This window comes from Acinetobacter sp. ANC 4779 (assembly GCF_004331055.1).
Lineage (GTDB): Bacteria > Pseudomonadota > Gammaproteobacteria > Pseudomonadales > Moraxellaceae > Acinetobacter.
The window spans coordinates 312,427-326,898 of the sequence record NZ_SJNU01000001.1; the positions used below are offsets into that span (position 1 = coordinate 312,427).

13 protein-coding genes, 2 tRNA genes and 1 pseudogene are annotated in these 14,472 nt (G+C 39.2%); 8 read left to right on the forward strand and 8 right to left on the reverse strand.

Going from position 1 to position 14,472, the window contains the following annotated elements:
* The first annotated feature begins 326 nt into the window (after positions 1–326).
* Positions 327–2,156 carry a phosphoenolpyruvate carboxykinase (GTP) gene (locus E0H80_RS01505; RefSeq protein ID WP_131362516.1) on the forward strand — a complete coding sequence of 610 codons (1,830 nt, stop codon included), beginning with the start codon at positions 327–329 and terminating at the stop codon, positions 2,154–2,156.
* 561 nt (positions 2,157–2,717) lie between these two features.
* On the opposite strand, the gene glpD is transcribed toward E0H80_RS01505, so the two are convergent.
* Complete coding sequence (glpD, locus tag E0H80_RS01515) at positions 2,718–4,238, reverse strand: glycerol-3-phosphate dehydrogenase (RefSeq protein ID WP_131362518.1); 1,521 nt, start codon at positions 4,236–4,238, stop codon at positions 2,718–2,720.
* 315 nt (positions 4,239–4,553) lie between these two features.
* Between glpD and E0H80_RS01520 the strand changes: the two genes are divergently transcribed.
* The 3 genes and pseudogenes from E0H80_RS01520 to E0H80_RS01530 all read left to right on the forward strand — a co-directional run bounded on the left by E0H80_RS01520 (position 4,554) and on the right by E0H80_RS01530 (position 7,127).
* Positions 4,554–5,861 carry an MFS transporter gene (locus E0H80_RS01520; RefSeq protein WP_131362520.1) on the forward strand — a complete coding sequence of 436 codons (1,308 nt, stop codon included), beginning with the start codon at positions 4,554–4,556 and terminating at the stop codon, positions 5,859–5,861.
* 357 nt (positions 5,862–6,218) lie between these two features.
* Positions 6,219–6,497, forward strand: a pseudogene (locus E0H80_RS01525) (alpha-ketoglutarate permease); the annotation flags it as partial.
* A 201-nt stretch (positions 6,498–6,698) separates the two neighbouring features.
* Positions 6,699–7,127, forward strand: a complete 429-nt coding sequence (locus E0H80_RS01530; protein ID WP_131362522.1) for a hypothetical protein — start codon at positions 6,699–6,701, stop codon at positions 7,125–7,127.
* 36 nt (positions 7,128–7,163) lie between these two features.
* Here the strand turns inward: E0H80_RS01530 and E0H80_RS01535 are convergent, their stop codons facing one another.
* Positions 7,164–7,832: a class I SAM-dependent methyltransferase gene (locus E0H80_RS01535; RefSeq protein WP_131362523.1), complete on the reverse strand. Its 669-nt coding sequence runs from the start codon at positions 7,830–7,832 to the stop codon at positions 7,164–7,166.
* A gap of 332 nt (positions 7,833–8,164) precedes the next feature.
* Positions 8,165–9,013 (reverse strand): bifunctional methylenetetrahydrofolate dehydrogenase/methenyltetrahydrofolate cyclohydrolase FolD, encoded by an 849-nt coding sequence (gene folD, locus E0H80_RS01540; RefSeq protein WP_131362524.1) that lies wholly within the window; start codon positions 9,011–9,013, stop codon positions 8,165–8,167.
* A 153-nt stretch (positions 9,014–9,166) separates the two neighbouring features.
* On the opposite strand from folD, the gene E0H80_RS01545 reads away from it, so the two are divergent.
* A tRNA-Cys gene (locus E0H80_RS01545) sits at positions 9,167–9,240 on the forward strand.
* 12 nt (positions 9,241–9,252) lie between these two features.
* Positions 9,253–9,338: transfer RNA gene (locus tag E0H80_RS01550), tRNA-Leu, on the forward strand.
* 108 nt (positions 9,339–9,446) lie between these two features.
* Here E0H80_RS01550 and E0H80_RS01555 read toward each other — a convergent pair.
* From E0H80_RS01555 to E0H80_RS01575, 5 genes are all read right to left on the reverse strand, one after another.
* Positions 9,447–10,349 carry a helix-turn-helix transcriptional regulator gene (locus E0H80_RS01555; protein WP_131362525.1) on the reverse strand — a complete coding sequence of 301 codons (903 nt, stop codon included), beginning with the start codon at positions 10,347–10,349 and terminating at the stop codon, positions 9,447–9,449.
* Between the two features lie 154 nt (positions 10,350–10,503).
* Entirely contained in the window at positions 10,504–10,692 is a 189-nt protein-coding gene (locus E0H80_RS01560) for a hypothetical protein (RefSeq protein WP_131362527.1), read from the reverse strand.
* Positions 10,693–10,926: 234 nt separating this feature from the next.
* The gene (locus tag E0H80_RS01565) at positions 10,927–11,919 is read right to left on the reverse strand and encodes an NAD(P)H-quinone oxidoreductase (RefSeq protein ID WP_131362529.1); all 993 of its coding nucleotides are present in this window, start codon (positions 11,917–11,919) and stop codon (positions 10,927–10,929) included.
* A gap of 136 nt (positions 11,920–12,055) precedes the next feature.
* A complete protein-coding gene (locus E0H80_RS01570) occupies positions 12,056–12,301 on the reverse strand; it encodes a DUF2798 domain-containing protein (RefSeq protein ID WP_067863350.1) in 246 nt (81 codons plus the stop codon).
* A gap of 34 nt (positions 12,302–12,335) precedes the next feature.
* Positions 12,336–12,845: a PadR family transcriptional regulator gene (locus tag E0H80_RS01575; RefSeq protein WP_131362531.1), complete on the reverse strand. Its 510-nt coding sequence runs from the start codon at positions 12,843–12,845 to the stop codon at positions 12,336–12,338.
* A 316-nt stretch (positions 12,846–13,161) separates the two neighbouring features.
* Between E0H80_RS01575 and E0H80_RS01580 the strand changes: the two genes are divergently transcribed.
* Positions 13,162–13,617 carry a hypothetical protein gene (locus E0H80_RS01580; RefSeq protein ID WP_131362533.1) on the forward strand — a complete coding sequence of 152 codons (456 nt, stop codon included), beginning with the start codon at positions 13,162–13,164 and terminating at the stop codon, positions 13,615–13,617.
* 20 nt (positions 13,618–13,637) lie between these two features.
* Entirely contained in the window at positions 13,638–14,471 is an 834-nt protein-coding gene (locus E0H80_RS01585) for a hypothetical protein (protein ID WP_131362535.1), read from the forward strand.
* The last annotated feature ends 1 nt before the right edge of the window (position 14,472 follow it).

The window sequence follows — 14,472 nt, forward strand, 5'->3', positions numbered from 1 at the left end:
TATTTAATCAATAATAATTCTCATAAAAAAAATATCAATAACATACTGTTTTTAAAGTAAATAATTTAAATAAATAACCTTCATAACATAAAAAAATACTGTTTCAAATCTTATTTAAAAAATATAAGTTATTGTTTTAAATAAATTAAAAATATAATAAACCTTATCTCTTCGCCTATTTCACATACCTCTTTAGTCTTATTTTTTTTATGATTTTATGCTTTAATACAGCCACTTTTTTTTATATTTCCATCCAGGCGGTGTATCCCATTGCTTGGATTGTACTTTGTACATTCAAACTGTACACATATGAGATAGGCCTCACCATGACCCAAGTGAACGCACCAGAATTCGTTCGACACCCTAAGCTTATTGCATGGGTTGAAGAAATTGCAAAATTAACGAAGCCAGCGAAAATTGAATGGTGTGACGGTAGCGCAGAAGAATATCAACGTTATATCGACTTGATGATCGCTAACGGCACTATGCAAGAGCTTAACCAAGAAAAGCATCCTGGTTCTTACTTAGCTAATTCTGATCCTTCTGACGTTGCTCGTGTTGAAGGTCGTACATATATCTGCTCAGAAAAACAAGAAGATGCAGGCGCGACAAACAACTGGGAAGAGCCTGCTGAAATGCGTAAGCGTTTAAGCGGTTTATTTGATGGCTCAATGAAAGGTCGTACTTTATATGTCGTACCTTTCTCTATGGGTCCTTTAGGCAGTCATATTGCACACATTGGTATTGAACTCACTGATTCTCCTTACGTTGCTGTAAGCATGTCTAAAATGGCTCGCATGGGTAAAGCTGTTTATGACGTTCTTGGGACTGATGGCGAATACGTTCCTTGCGTACACACTGTAGGTGCTCCGCTAGAACAAGATCAAAAAGACGTTGCATGGCCTTGCAACCCTGAAAAATACATCGTGCACTACCCAGAAACTCGTGAAATCTGGTCTTACGGTTCGGGTTACGGCGGTAATGCATTGTTGGGTAAAAAATGCCTGGCTTTACGTATCGCATCTTCTATGGGTCGTCAACAAGGCTGGTTAGCTGAACATATGCTCATCCTTGGCGTGACTAATCCACAGGGTGAAAAACACTATATCGCAGCTGCATTCCCTTCTGCTTGTGGTAAAACCAACTTTGCAATGTTGATTCCACCAGCGGGCTATGAAGGCTGGAAAATTGAAACTGTAGGTGATGATATTGCCTGGATCAAACCAGGTGAAGATGGACGCTTATATGCAATCAATCCTGAAGCTGGTTTCTTCGGTGTAGCACCGGGTACAAATACCAAAACCAACCCGAACTGTATGGCCACATTGACTAAAGATGTAATCTATACCAACGTTGCTGTGACTGAAAACGGTGAAGTTTGGTGGGAAGGTCTGACTAAAGAAGCACCTGCGAACCTGACTAACTGGAAAGGCCAACCACACGTTGCTGGTGAAAAAGCTGCGCATCCAAATGCTCGCTTCACTGTTGCTGCAGGTCAATGCCCTTCTATTGATGCCGACTGGGAAAATCCAGCTGGTGTGCCAATCTCTGCGTTCATCTTCGGTGGTCGCCGTGCAGATACCGTGCCTTTGGTTTCTGAAGCATTCGACTGGGTTGATGGCGTTTATAAAGCTGCAACTATGGGTTCTGAAACCACTGCTGCTGCTGTTGGTCAACAAGGTATTGTTCGTCGCGATCCGTTTGCGATGCTTCCATTTGCTGGTTACAACATGGCTGACTACTTCTCTCACTGGTTAGAGTTGGGTGAACAAGTCGCTGTTAAAGCGGAAGCTGCGGGCAACAAACTTCCTAAAATCTTTAACGTAAACTGGTTCCGCCGTGATGCTGAAGGCAACTTCGTATGGCCTGGTTTCGGTCAAAACATGCGTGTTCTTGAGTGGATGATTGATCGTTGTGAAGGCCGCGCTGAAGCGACTGAAACACCAATCGGCTTGGTTCCTACTTATGAGCAATTGAACTGGACAGGGATCGACTTCTCTAAAGAGCAGTTCGAAACTGTTACAGCGCAAGACAAAGATCAATGGATCAAAGAATTGGAAAGTCACACTGAATTGTTCACTAAACTAGGTGAACGTTTACCTGCTGCGCTTAAAGCACGTCAAAACGAGCTTTTAGAAGCGGTAAAATCTGCTTAATCTCTTGAATTAATGAATAAAAGGTCACTTCGGTGGCCTTTTTTTTCTATTAATATAACCGCAAATAATTTCATAAAAACTATAAAGATAAAATTTCATATTAAAACATTGTCCTCTTTAACAGCTTGCCTGTTCGGTTGATCTAACCTAGCTATGGTTTAGAGCAGTCAGCTCTTTACACCTGTGCAATCAAAGGGGGGTATGACTCAAGCCAATTTTCAGATCAAAAAGTGAAGTACAGTTGGCAAAGGTATTTAGGGCAATGTAGATGAGCTATATTTGCGCTGAGTCGAGCGCACACACCAGGTCGGTTACAACGTGGTCATCAATTATAATACGCAAGCCAAAAATTGGGTTTCTGGCCTTGGGGTAGGATAAGGCCAGTGGTTTTTAGTACAGTAGTTCAATGGAATACCCCTGTGAACTGCACTGCATGACGGCATTGAAATTTAAACAGAAAGATAAATCAAAAGCTAAATTCAAAATTTGATTTAAGATTATTACTAGAATTTGCTTCAAATAAAAAGACCACTCAGTGGTCTTTATTGCATGTCTAACAACTTAAGCTGCAGTATCTTGCGATCTTTTAAGATGCAATTTCGCAAGATAGTGATCCAATAATTGAATCTCATGCTCTGTAAATTGGAAACCAAGTTTACTTCTGCGCCATAAAACATCTTGACTGGTTCTGGCCCACTCTTGATCTACAAGATAATCAACTTCTTTGGCGAATAAGCCGTGTCCAAAGTCTTCACCCAGTTCATCGGTCGTTGAAACATCCTTTAAAAACTGCCATACCCGTAAACCATAGGCATGCGCCCAACGCGAAGCCAACTGGAATGGCACATCTTCGACACTTTGCATAATCTGCTGCATTAAAAGCTCAATCGAAATCAGGTTTTCTGCACCAGGTAACAACGCTTTTTCAGTCCATGACTTTTTCATTGAAGGAAAGAAAGGTTGCAAATGTGCCATTGCAGATTCAGCCAGCTTTCGGTAGGTCGTCAGTTTCCCACCAAACACTGAAAGTAACGGCGTATCATTTTGTGGGTCTTGAGATATCGCCAAAGTATAGTCACGAGTGATTGCTGATGGATTATCAGACTCATCATCACATAAAGACCGTACCCCTGAATAGGTCCATAAAATATCTTCAGGACCGAGCTGATGCTTAAAATGATCATTATAAACATCCAGCAAATAATCAATTTCAGACTGGGTAATCTTGACCTGATCTAGATCGCCATCATATTCATGATCCGTGGTCCCAATCAAGGTGTATTGATCCAAGTACGGGATTGCAAAAACAATTCGCTGATCATCATTCTGAAGAATAAAAGCTTTCTCCCCTTCATAAATTCTTGGCACAATAATATGGCTACCTTGAATCAGTCGAAGCCCATACGGTGATTTTTGTTTTAAGTTCTGTTGAATAAATTGTGCAACCCACGGTCCAGCAGCATTCACCAATACTTTGGCTTGAACCTGATAAGTGCCTTGGGCATTTTCCAAATGAATCACCCACAGCCCATTTTCACGGTATGCAGATGTACATCGCGTTTTTGTGACAATATGCGCCCCCATCTCATGGGCTTGCATCGCATTTAAAACCACCAAACGTGCATCATCTACAGCACAGTCTGAATACTCAAAACCTTGGGTTATTTCTTGTTTTAAAGGGCTGGTTGCTGGATCAAAATGAATATGCTTTGAGCCTGCTAATTTTTCTCGTTTTCCCAAATGATCATATATAAATAGCCCCGTCCGAATGAGCCAGGCAGGGCGTAAATGTGGCTGATGAGGCATGATAAAACGCAAAGGACGGATAATATGCGGGGCTTTGGCCAATAAGACTTCACGTTCAATCAGTGCTTCATGAACCAAACGAAACTCTTTATGTTCAAGATAACGCAAACCACCGTGAATAAGCTTACTGCTCGCAGAGGAAGTGTGACTGGCTAAATCATCCTTTTCACATAAAAATACAGATAGCCCTCGCCCAACAGCGTCGACTGCAATGCCGACACCATTGATGCCTCCGCCCACCACTACCACATCATAGACCGGCTGACTCATTTGCATGCCCACCTCCTCTAATCTTGTCAAAACAGCTGACTTACTTAAATTGCTTGTTATTCTAGGAAACTTACCACCATTTAAGCTGAAATGACACTTGGAAATTACGGGTAAATGAAAGGAATATAAAATAACAATGGGGTTGTCATATCAGAAATAAACCATGCATATAGATCCTTCACCTTACTCTCCCCTTCAACTACTTCACTTTCAGAGACTTAAATTCGAACATTTTTCATACAGAACTAAAAACTCGTATGCTTATATCGTTAAAACAATAGGTTTAACATCTAAAAATAATAACAAAATGGATTTGGACAAATGATTGAAGATAACGTTGCTCAAGTAAATCTAGATACCAAAACACGGGTCAAATCCATTCTGGGTGGTTCAGCCGGTAACTTGGTCGAGTGGTATGACTGGTATGTTTATGCCGCATTTACCTTATATTTTGCGCATGCCTTCTTTCCCAAAGGCAGTCAAACAGCACAATTGCTTCAAGCTGCCGCCATTTTCGCAGTAGGCTTTTTAATGCGCCCAATTGGTGCCTGGATCATGGGGATTTATTCGGATAAAAAAGGACGTAAATCAGGGCTCACCCTTTCTGTAACCCTAATGTGCATTGGCTCCCTCATGATTGCGATCTCCCCAACACATGACCAAATCGGGGTGTTTTCGCCCATTATTCTTGTGGTTGCCCGCCTTATACAGGGCTTAAGTGTCGGTGGAGAATATGGTGCCAGTGCCACTTATTTAAGTGAAATGGCGGAACGAAACCGACGCGGTTTCTTTTCCAGTTTCCAGTATGTCACTCTCATTGCCGGTCAACTTACTGCACTCTGCGTTCTGCTTATTTTGCAGTTGGTACTGACTGAAGAACAACTGCATGACTGGGGTTGGCGAATTCCATTCTTTATCGGTGCTTGCTTGGCCATAGTCGTTTTCTATATTCGACGTGGACTCCTCGAGACCCAATCGTTTAAAAATGCACAAAAAGATAAGAATCAGCCTGAATCGAGTATGTTTGCACTGTTCAAACATTATCCTAGACAGGCATTTACTGTGTTGTTTTTAACTGCAGGTGGTACGGTGGCCTTCTATACCTACACCACTTATCTGCAAAAATATTTAGTCAACACCTCGGGATTTAGCAAACCTGAAGCCACGCAAATCACCACTCTGGCGCTGTTTATTTTCATGTGTTTACAACCTTTTGCCGGAGCCTTATCCGATAAAATCGGACGTAAGCCAATCATGATTGCCTTTGGGGTATTGGGCGTTCTATTTACCTATTTCTTATTTGACAGACTCGGACAGACTCAAGACTACTGGTCTGCATTCTGGATCTGTTTAGTCGGCCTGATCATTGTTACAGGTTACACTTCAATCAATGCTGTAGTAAAAGCTGAAATGTTCCCTGCACATATTCGTGCATTAGGCGTCGCATTTCCCTATGCACTTGCCAATACGCTCTTTGGCGGAACAGCAGAGTTTTTTGCACTGAGTTTCAAAGAAGCTGGACATGAATCTTGGTACTTTATTTATGTCACCATCTTAATTTTTATCTCATTGATTGTTTATATCTTTATGAAAGACACCAAACACCATTCAGAAATTAAAGAACACTAATTCCCCGTTATTTTTTAAAGCCTCTCTCAGAGGCTTTTTATTTACTGTTCTATTGAATAACAATAATCAGTTAGACTTACTAAACGGTCAAAATAAAAACAATGTCCAGACTACAGTTAAATGAAAAAGCGAAATATAAGGGTATAACGCACCTGTAAAAATTTACTTCCATCTCTTACAACAAAATATATGTTTTTAAATTTGTTGGTCTAGAAAAACTTAAAAGGATGTATTTTGCCAACATTTTTTGGAAAATTAATTGTTCTAACAGAATCATTTGCTCAGGTTGCCGCTCTGCAACTTGATAGAAAACTCGTTTCAAATCTATCCTTGGTAGCGCTGCAAGTCATTTAGTTGAATGGCATGGGATCTGCCACTCATCCAACCACCGCATTCATGCTTTGTATGAGTGGCATGCTCATTATAACGGGCTACCCTGCAATTAATGCGGTTATTAAAGCTGAACTCTTCCCTGCACACATTCATGCATTGAGTGTGACTTTAGCGTATGGCATTGCCAATACTTTATTTGGCGGTACAGCAGAACTTATTGCGCTTAACTTGAAAAATGCAGGTTATAAAAACCACTTCTTCTACTCTATTTTCTTCATGATTGGCTTGTCACTCATTACCTAGCTATTCATGAAAGATACCAAAAAACACAGCATGATTAGCGACGACTCAGTCCAGCGAATTTAGTTAAACAGTCATCTAAAAAAGCTTTCCACCTTGTCATAATTGGAAAGCTTTTTTATTGGATAAACACCTTGATTACATCGTTAAAAAAGCAGGCTTATGGCATACTCAATACAATAAAAACGCTTGGAACTTTTGAAGATGAACAATACCTATAAATTGCTTGGCTTAGCTTTTATGGCGCTTGGACTTGCTGCGTGTCAAAGCACACCGCTTCAATACAATGGTAATGTAGGTTATCAAGTTGAGAGCAAGTCATCTAACTCGGCAACTTTGGTCTATACTTTGGCAGGTCGCAAAAACCAGCAAGTAGATGAGATAAAATTACAACGTGCTTGTCAAAAAGTATTGGGCTTAAACAAACAATACAAAATAGATATTTTAAGCATAAATGAAATTGCCAATCCAGCAATACAGACTCCACAATATGGTCGTCAACTGGGTCAAAGTCGCACTAGTGTAAGCTTAAGCAATACGCCAGATTTGTATAACAGTGAAGACATGGCAACTCGCCAAGCTTTAGAGGCTCGTCCAAGTACATTAAGTGTGGTTCGTTATATCTGTTCTTAATCGACTTAAAGGCTGTGTTAAATAAAAAGACGCTGTTTACAGCGTCTTGTAAAAACTCACATTCCGAAATTCTTTAGATTCATCCAAATCAGGCCAAGTCGTGGCACTGCGTTCATCTAGTTTTTGATAGTTTGGATGACTGAAGTTTTTCACGCGGCTATCCGCCACCCAAACCTCGGGTGCAAATTTTAAAAACTCATCCAAGAAAAAACGGTTGCATTGATCATATAAAACATCAGCGGCTAATAGTACATCAACCTGCTCTGCCTTATACAAGTCATCCAGATATTTCAGCTCTATACCATTCAATTCTGCATTGGCACGACAAGCATCTAAACTGACCTTATCAATATCACAACAAATCACACGTTTAGCCCCTGCCATTTTCGCTGCAATCGCCACTACACCAGATCCTGCACCAAAGTCGAGTACAACCTTATCTTTGACATGATGCGGCTCTGCAAGCAGCCACTGCGCCATCGCAAGCCCGGATGCCCAACAAAAAATCCAATACGGTGTATTGTTCCAGATGCGACGAATCACCTCATCATCTAAACGATCAGTAGGAAATACCGGTGGAATCAGCCACAGTGAAATTGGCGTTTCAGGCAATTGCTGCGCCATCAGTTCACAACCGGGAATCACCTCATGCAAGGCATAGATAAGATTTTCAGGTGCTTTAGAAAATTGCAATGTACAGCTCATTAAAAATTTAACCTTTGTTAAAGCAGAATAAGTCTTTAACCCTTGATACCATACGTGCCGTCTTTATGTACAACTGTCCGAGACATGATGCTATATAAAAGATAATGTTTCTGCGATAAATAATTTTCTCATATTATTTGACGAGTTTTTTTGGATGACAATAGTTTTGCCTACTTTTGCCGAAACAAAAGTAGGTCGAACCGAAGGTGATTCCAAACAACTAAATTTATAATGAAAAGACATCATCATGTTGATGATTATTAACCTTCATATAAAATAAAAGCCATGCAAATTTCAAATTCACATAGCTTTTATTCAAATGTAATAAGGTATTAACCTAAAGCTTTTTCAGCAGCTTCAACCGTTTGACGAATCAAAGTGGTAATGGTCATTGGACCGACACCACCTGGAACAGGCGTGTACGCAGAAGCAATTTCTTCAATACCTGCAAGTTGGATATCACCGACACCACCGCCGTCACGTGGATGGAAACCTGCATCTACAACCACGGCACCTTGTTTAATCCAGTCTTTTTGGATCAATTCCGCTTTACCTACCGCACCCACAATGATATCTGCTTGTTTAACAAAGTCAGCTAAATTTTGTGTACGTGAATGGCAAATCGTCACGGTCGCATTGGCTTGAAGCAGCATTGCTGCCATCGGTTTACCCAAAATTGCAGAACGGCCAACAACGACTGCATGTTTACCTGCAATTTCAATGTTGTTTTCTTTCAAAATAGTCATGATGCCTGCGGGTGTTGCAGAACCATACGCTGCTTCGCCCATTGCCATACGGCCAAAGCCAAGGCAAGTGACACCGTCAACATCTTTTGCTAGAGAGATCGCATCGAAACATGCACGTTCATCAATTTGTTCTGGTACCGGGTGTTGCAACAAAATACCGTGAACATCCGGATTGGCATTGAGTTTTTCAATTTCAGCCAAAAGCTGTTCCGTCGTGGTTTCTGTGCCCAATTCAACTTTTAATGAATCCATACCCACACGGCGGCAAGCATTGCCTTTCATCCGTACATAAGTTGCAGATGCACCATCATCACCTACCAAAATAGTCGCAAGAATGGGGGTACGATTTGTTTTCGCTTTTAACGCTTCAACGCGAGTTAACAAGTCTGCTTCAATTTGCTTCGCCAATGCACGACCATCTAAAACTAATGCCACGGCACATCTCCAAGTGTTGATATGAATCAATTTTGCAAATAATACATGATTATTTAGCCAATTTTATTCTATATGCCGATTTTATGTGCATATACACTATTTATAGTATTGTTTTTTTTTCAAAGATTGCTAATATGTGCATCACCAAGAGATGGCGGGGTGGCAGAGTGGTCATGCAGCGGACTGCAACTCCGTGTACGCCGGTTCGATTCCGACCTCCGCCTCCAATCTTGTAAAATGCCCGAGTGGTGAAATCGGTAGACACAGGGGATTTAAAATCCCCCGCCCACAAAGCGTGCCAGTTCGAGTCTGGCCTCGGGCACCATTTTAATACTTCTTAAAATGGTGCAATAAAAAATCCAGCTTTATGCTGGTTTTTTTATGTCTGAAATTTATCCCAGAATTATGTCTATTAAATTTTTAGTTATTTTGCTTAAGCTCCTTTTAAATAACCTTGCAAGCTATTGTCCAGCTCTTGCTGTAAATGTTCAGGTTTAACAATTTTCAGATGAGGAATCCAGTAACGTACCAGTGGATTTAACTCTTTCTGATGCCGAATCTGACAGCTAATCAGTAACTCTCCTGTTGCCGATTCATCCAAAATTATCTGTTCCGGAAAAATTCTGCGTTGTTTAAAATAAATTGCTACTTCTGGATGGACAGATAAAATCACTTCCTGTTTTTCATGCTGAAACCAAATCCCATCTTCATCTTTTAATTGCTGCAGCACAGCCTGATCATGTTCGAATTGTACAAGCCGATGGCTAGAAAGAATTTTATCAATACGACCCAGACGGTAAACACGCAGCTCCTGCTTGCGTACAGCCGCCAAATACCAGTTACCCATGTGATGAATTAATCGATACGGTTTTACAACCCGCATTTGATCCCTGTAAAACAAGGCAATTTGCTGTCTTTTTTGAATACTTCCCGTCAGCACCTTAAAGTGTTCAGCATACTGCGTCGCATCTTCAAAGTTGTAGCCTTTGGCAGAGAAGACCAGATTGGCGCGATCAGCAAATAGCTCTCTTAGAAAGGAGATATCCAAAGACGGATAAAGCTCATTAATTCCAGACAACTGGGCAAAATTTTTAATATCCTGTAATTGGAAACGACCCAGATAAGAAGACTCTAGATAGAATTTTTTTGTTTTCGCATCCTGCATTAAAGGAAGATAGGAATTTAGCCGGTCAAAATCACGATCAATGGTCCGATTACTAACCTGAAACTCACGCGCCAGCTCCTGTACGCTTAACTGATGTCCTACATTTAATTTAGTTAAAATACATGCCAACCGTTCCGCAAGGCGCTCATGCGTTGAAGGATTAACCTTCATAAATCCCCTCTTTGTACTTTTACAGCACACTGCATAAAATGCTCAAAATTTTTAAATTATGAAAAAATTATACCGACTAATAAAAATAATATTTCAAATATTTAATTCTACTTAAGGCTAATAGAAGAGAGTGACTTTAACTCAGGATTTAACGTCAAGCGCTGGACGGTTTTTTATAACGTTTACGGTTTAGGCGTTCTACATAACGTTCCAAATGAAGCATGGCTTGATAAAGCTTATGCAGATCGGAATGTAATATCTGATTACGAATAATGGCTTTATGCAGGCGTTTTAAGGCACGGAAACTGTGAGCATGGGTATATGGAGCTGATAATATTTTCATCATATATTCCCTTTATTTCGTGAATATTCAATCAAAACCAAACAATTTGGTCAGATTTAACTTAAGTACCAATTTACTCCTCAGTTTTGACAGGTTGTGTCAAATGTTCGACACTTTTGCTTATTTTTAAAAATTATTTACTATTTTCAATAAATTAATTTAAATTACTTGTTTTATTTTACGCGAAAGAAAAGCCAACAAGTGTTGGCTTTTCTTTATTTAAAGGTGGAATAGTTAGATGATTTCCACCACAATCTTCCCTACATGCTCACCAGTATCCATAGCGGCATGCGCATCTTGAATCTGATCAAACTGAAATGTTTTATAGATCATGGGTAAACATTCACCTTTTGCCCATAATGGCGCAACGGTTTCTTGCAAGCCTTGCGTAATTTCCGCTTTTTCAGCAGTGCTACGCGCACGCATGGTTGAGCCGGTAATGGTCAAACGCTTCATCATGATTGGACCAAGATTGATCTCTTTGGCTTTGCGCCCACCCAAGAATGCGATATACACCAGACGTCCATCACGGCGTAACAAATTCAGATTACGTTCCAAGTATGGCGCACCGACCATATCTAAAATGACATCCACACCGCTATTGTCAGTTTGCTCATTAATCACTTGTTCAAAGTCTTGAGTCTTATAGTTAATACCTGTGGTCAAATGGGAAATTGCGTCAACTTTGTCATCCGAGCCGGCAGTTGCAAAAGTTTTGATACCGAGTGATTTACACAACATCAAGGCAGTCGTACCAATCCCGCTTGTACCGCCATGAATTAATACGGTTTCGCCGGCTTTTGCTTTACCCATTTCAAACACGTTGGCCCACACGGTAAAGAAGGTTTCAGGAATAGCAGCCGCTTGTGTAAAGCTTACGCCTGCCGGAATAGTCAAAGTTTGGCTTTCCGGAACCACACAATACTCTGCATAGCCACCACCATTGGTTAAACCACAAACCTTGTCTCCAACTTTGAATTTGGTAACATTGCTGCCTATAGCTTCGACAATACCTGCAACTTCCAGACCAAGAACTGGGGTTACACCTTTAGGCATTGGATACAAACCTTGACGTTGCAAGATGTCTGGGCGGTTAATACCGAAAGCATGGACTTTCACCAAAACTTCATCTGCTTTGGCTATTGGTAGTTCAACAGTTTCATAGGCAAGTTTATCCACCCCGCCCGGTTCCGTGATAATGACTTGCTGCATATTGGTTTGTGACATGATTATTCCCTTTCAATTTATTAACTATTTATCTATCTGCGATTTATTTCAACATAGTTCGTCTGCGCTTTGAAGCCAACTCCTGCTTATATCTGAGAGCCTAGCATCATCTGGAGAAATACCCCAAGATGCCGGTTTAATTTGGTTTAGCCATAAATAGCATAAGGAAACGACGAACCAAAGGCAGAACCATGAGAATCAGTGGAAATGCCATCAGCCACGATAAACTCCATGCATGCAGCCACAAGGCAAAGAATCCATCCCCAAAACCTTTATTTATAATCATGTTAAAACAAGAAATTGCGCCACTCATGATGCCAGATAAAAACAGAGGCATCAGCCATACCATATGTTTAGGGTGAAACTTGGCGAGATTTTTCATTTTATTGCCTATAGATTTAGAATTTTAATGTAGATTATAAACGTGCAATATTGACTGCTGCTTGATCAATCTTTTCTGCAATTTGTCTAATTTGTTCTGGATTAAGTCCACTATGCTGGATCTTAATTCGAAGCGCAGTTTTGAGATTTTCCATCGCCCGCTTGATATCTAAATACTGTTCATTGTTATGGATTTGCTTGCGCGTATCGAAACGGCACAGGATTTTCTCTACAGTGGCTTGTTCTGCTTCTAGATGCTCTATCCCTTCAGATGTAACACTATATTGCTTACGGTCAGACGCAGTGATTTCTGAGCCGATATATTGATGCTCTTCTAGATAGTTTAGTGTTGGATAGATTGTACCTGTGCTAGGTGTATATCCACAGCCGACAATATCACCCACTTCTTTGATAATATCGTAGCTAAACTTAGGTGCATGAGAAACAAGATGAAGCACCAACAGCTTCATATGCCGTGCTTCAAACAGACGTTTACGTGGTGTAGGTATGCTTTCGATGTCTGCAATCAGGTCTGATTTTGGCATAGCAAAGACACACCTTAAGATTAATTAAGATATATCTTAATATTTCTATTATTATTTTTAAAGTCAAATTTTGTATTTACGACAAATTATGTCGCTAAAAACCTATAACTCTTTAATCTTATAAGAAAAATTATATATACTTATCAAAAAATTACTGTGGTAATTCAAAATGATTGCCAAACTTCTGCTGATAATCAGCTCGCTTCTACTATCTATACTTATTTTTTTAATAAGCCACGAAGATCTATGGCTAAATTCAACTCATTTATGGTTTGCACTCAAAATTAATCACTTTTCTGATTTCTGCATAAGTTCAATGTACGACAATCAATTTTTTATGTCGATTTTGATTTATTTTTTTATCTTTTTCGTTTGCCTTTTCATCGGAAAAATCTCCATTTTACTTGGAAAAACTGGAGCAACTGATTCAATTTCTACAAATTCTATTACCAATATTGAACCTGCCAATGAGTATTTTTTACCAATTTATTTAAGCTATATATTAGTTGCTATAAGCATTAGTACATTCAAAGCATTTTTTATAATTTTTATTGTAATAGCGACTTTATTATATTTTTCTAGATCAGCTTTCTTTAACCCTATTCTTTTAGTCTTAGGCTATAAGTTCTATCACATCACAAACACTAAAGGTTTGAAAATACTACTAATTATAAAGTACGATATTAAAAATATTAATGATCTTAAAAAGCAAGATTTAACCAATTCAATTACTGTCAAAAAAATCAACGAATATACATATATTCAATTTTAAATAGGAGTTTATTTACACTAATGGATATATTACTTGGTAAAGTAGGAAAGTCGATTAAAAAAGTATTATATCAGCAAGAAATTTCCGTCTTTGCTGAGTATCGTAATCTAGACTTACAACATGCTCTCTCCTACTCCCCTAATTCTTCTTTAGAGGAAGATCAATGGTTCTTTTTAGATTCATTACTTTCCAAAAATATCAAAAATCCCATTACAGATTGCTTAAATGCAAATAGTAATGATTGGGTTCAAATTTCGTCCGACGAATATACTTCCATCCGTTTTCTATCATTAATTGATAAAGTAAATGGACGCACTTTTTATCAAAAAGTGCCTAATTCAATGCTTATTAAGAAACCGCGCTTAAATTGGACAGGTTTAAATGATCAACCCAATATTTCAGTTGATCCGATTATTTTGATTAATGAAATACCAGATGCGATTTATGATGAATCTGTAGAAAAATTATATTTTAGAGATATCTCCAAATTGACAGACATCTTCAGAGGAATCGATCAGCAATTTAAAGAAGCTACAGAAGTTGAAGTTAGCAACTTTGTAAATTCAACTATTTTTAACACAGCCACAGGATTTGATATCAAAAAAGTTTCAACTCCTGTAAGAAAAAAAATTAACGCTGTCCAAACGCGTTTTAATTCATTTTCTGCTATTGAACAAGCTCAATTTATTAATAATGTCCAACAATATCTCAGTCATATTAATTTCCAAAATGGAAAATTTATAATTAATAAGAATGAAGACGTACGTGATTTAGCGGATGCACTTGATCAAAGGTTTCATGAAACTCCCATTACACGAGAGAAAAGAAGAACACAATCATATCGTTCTTTATAAT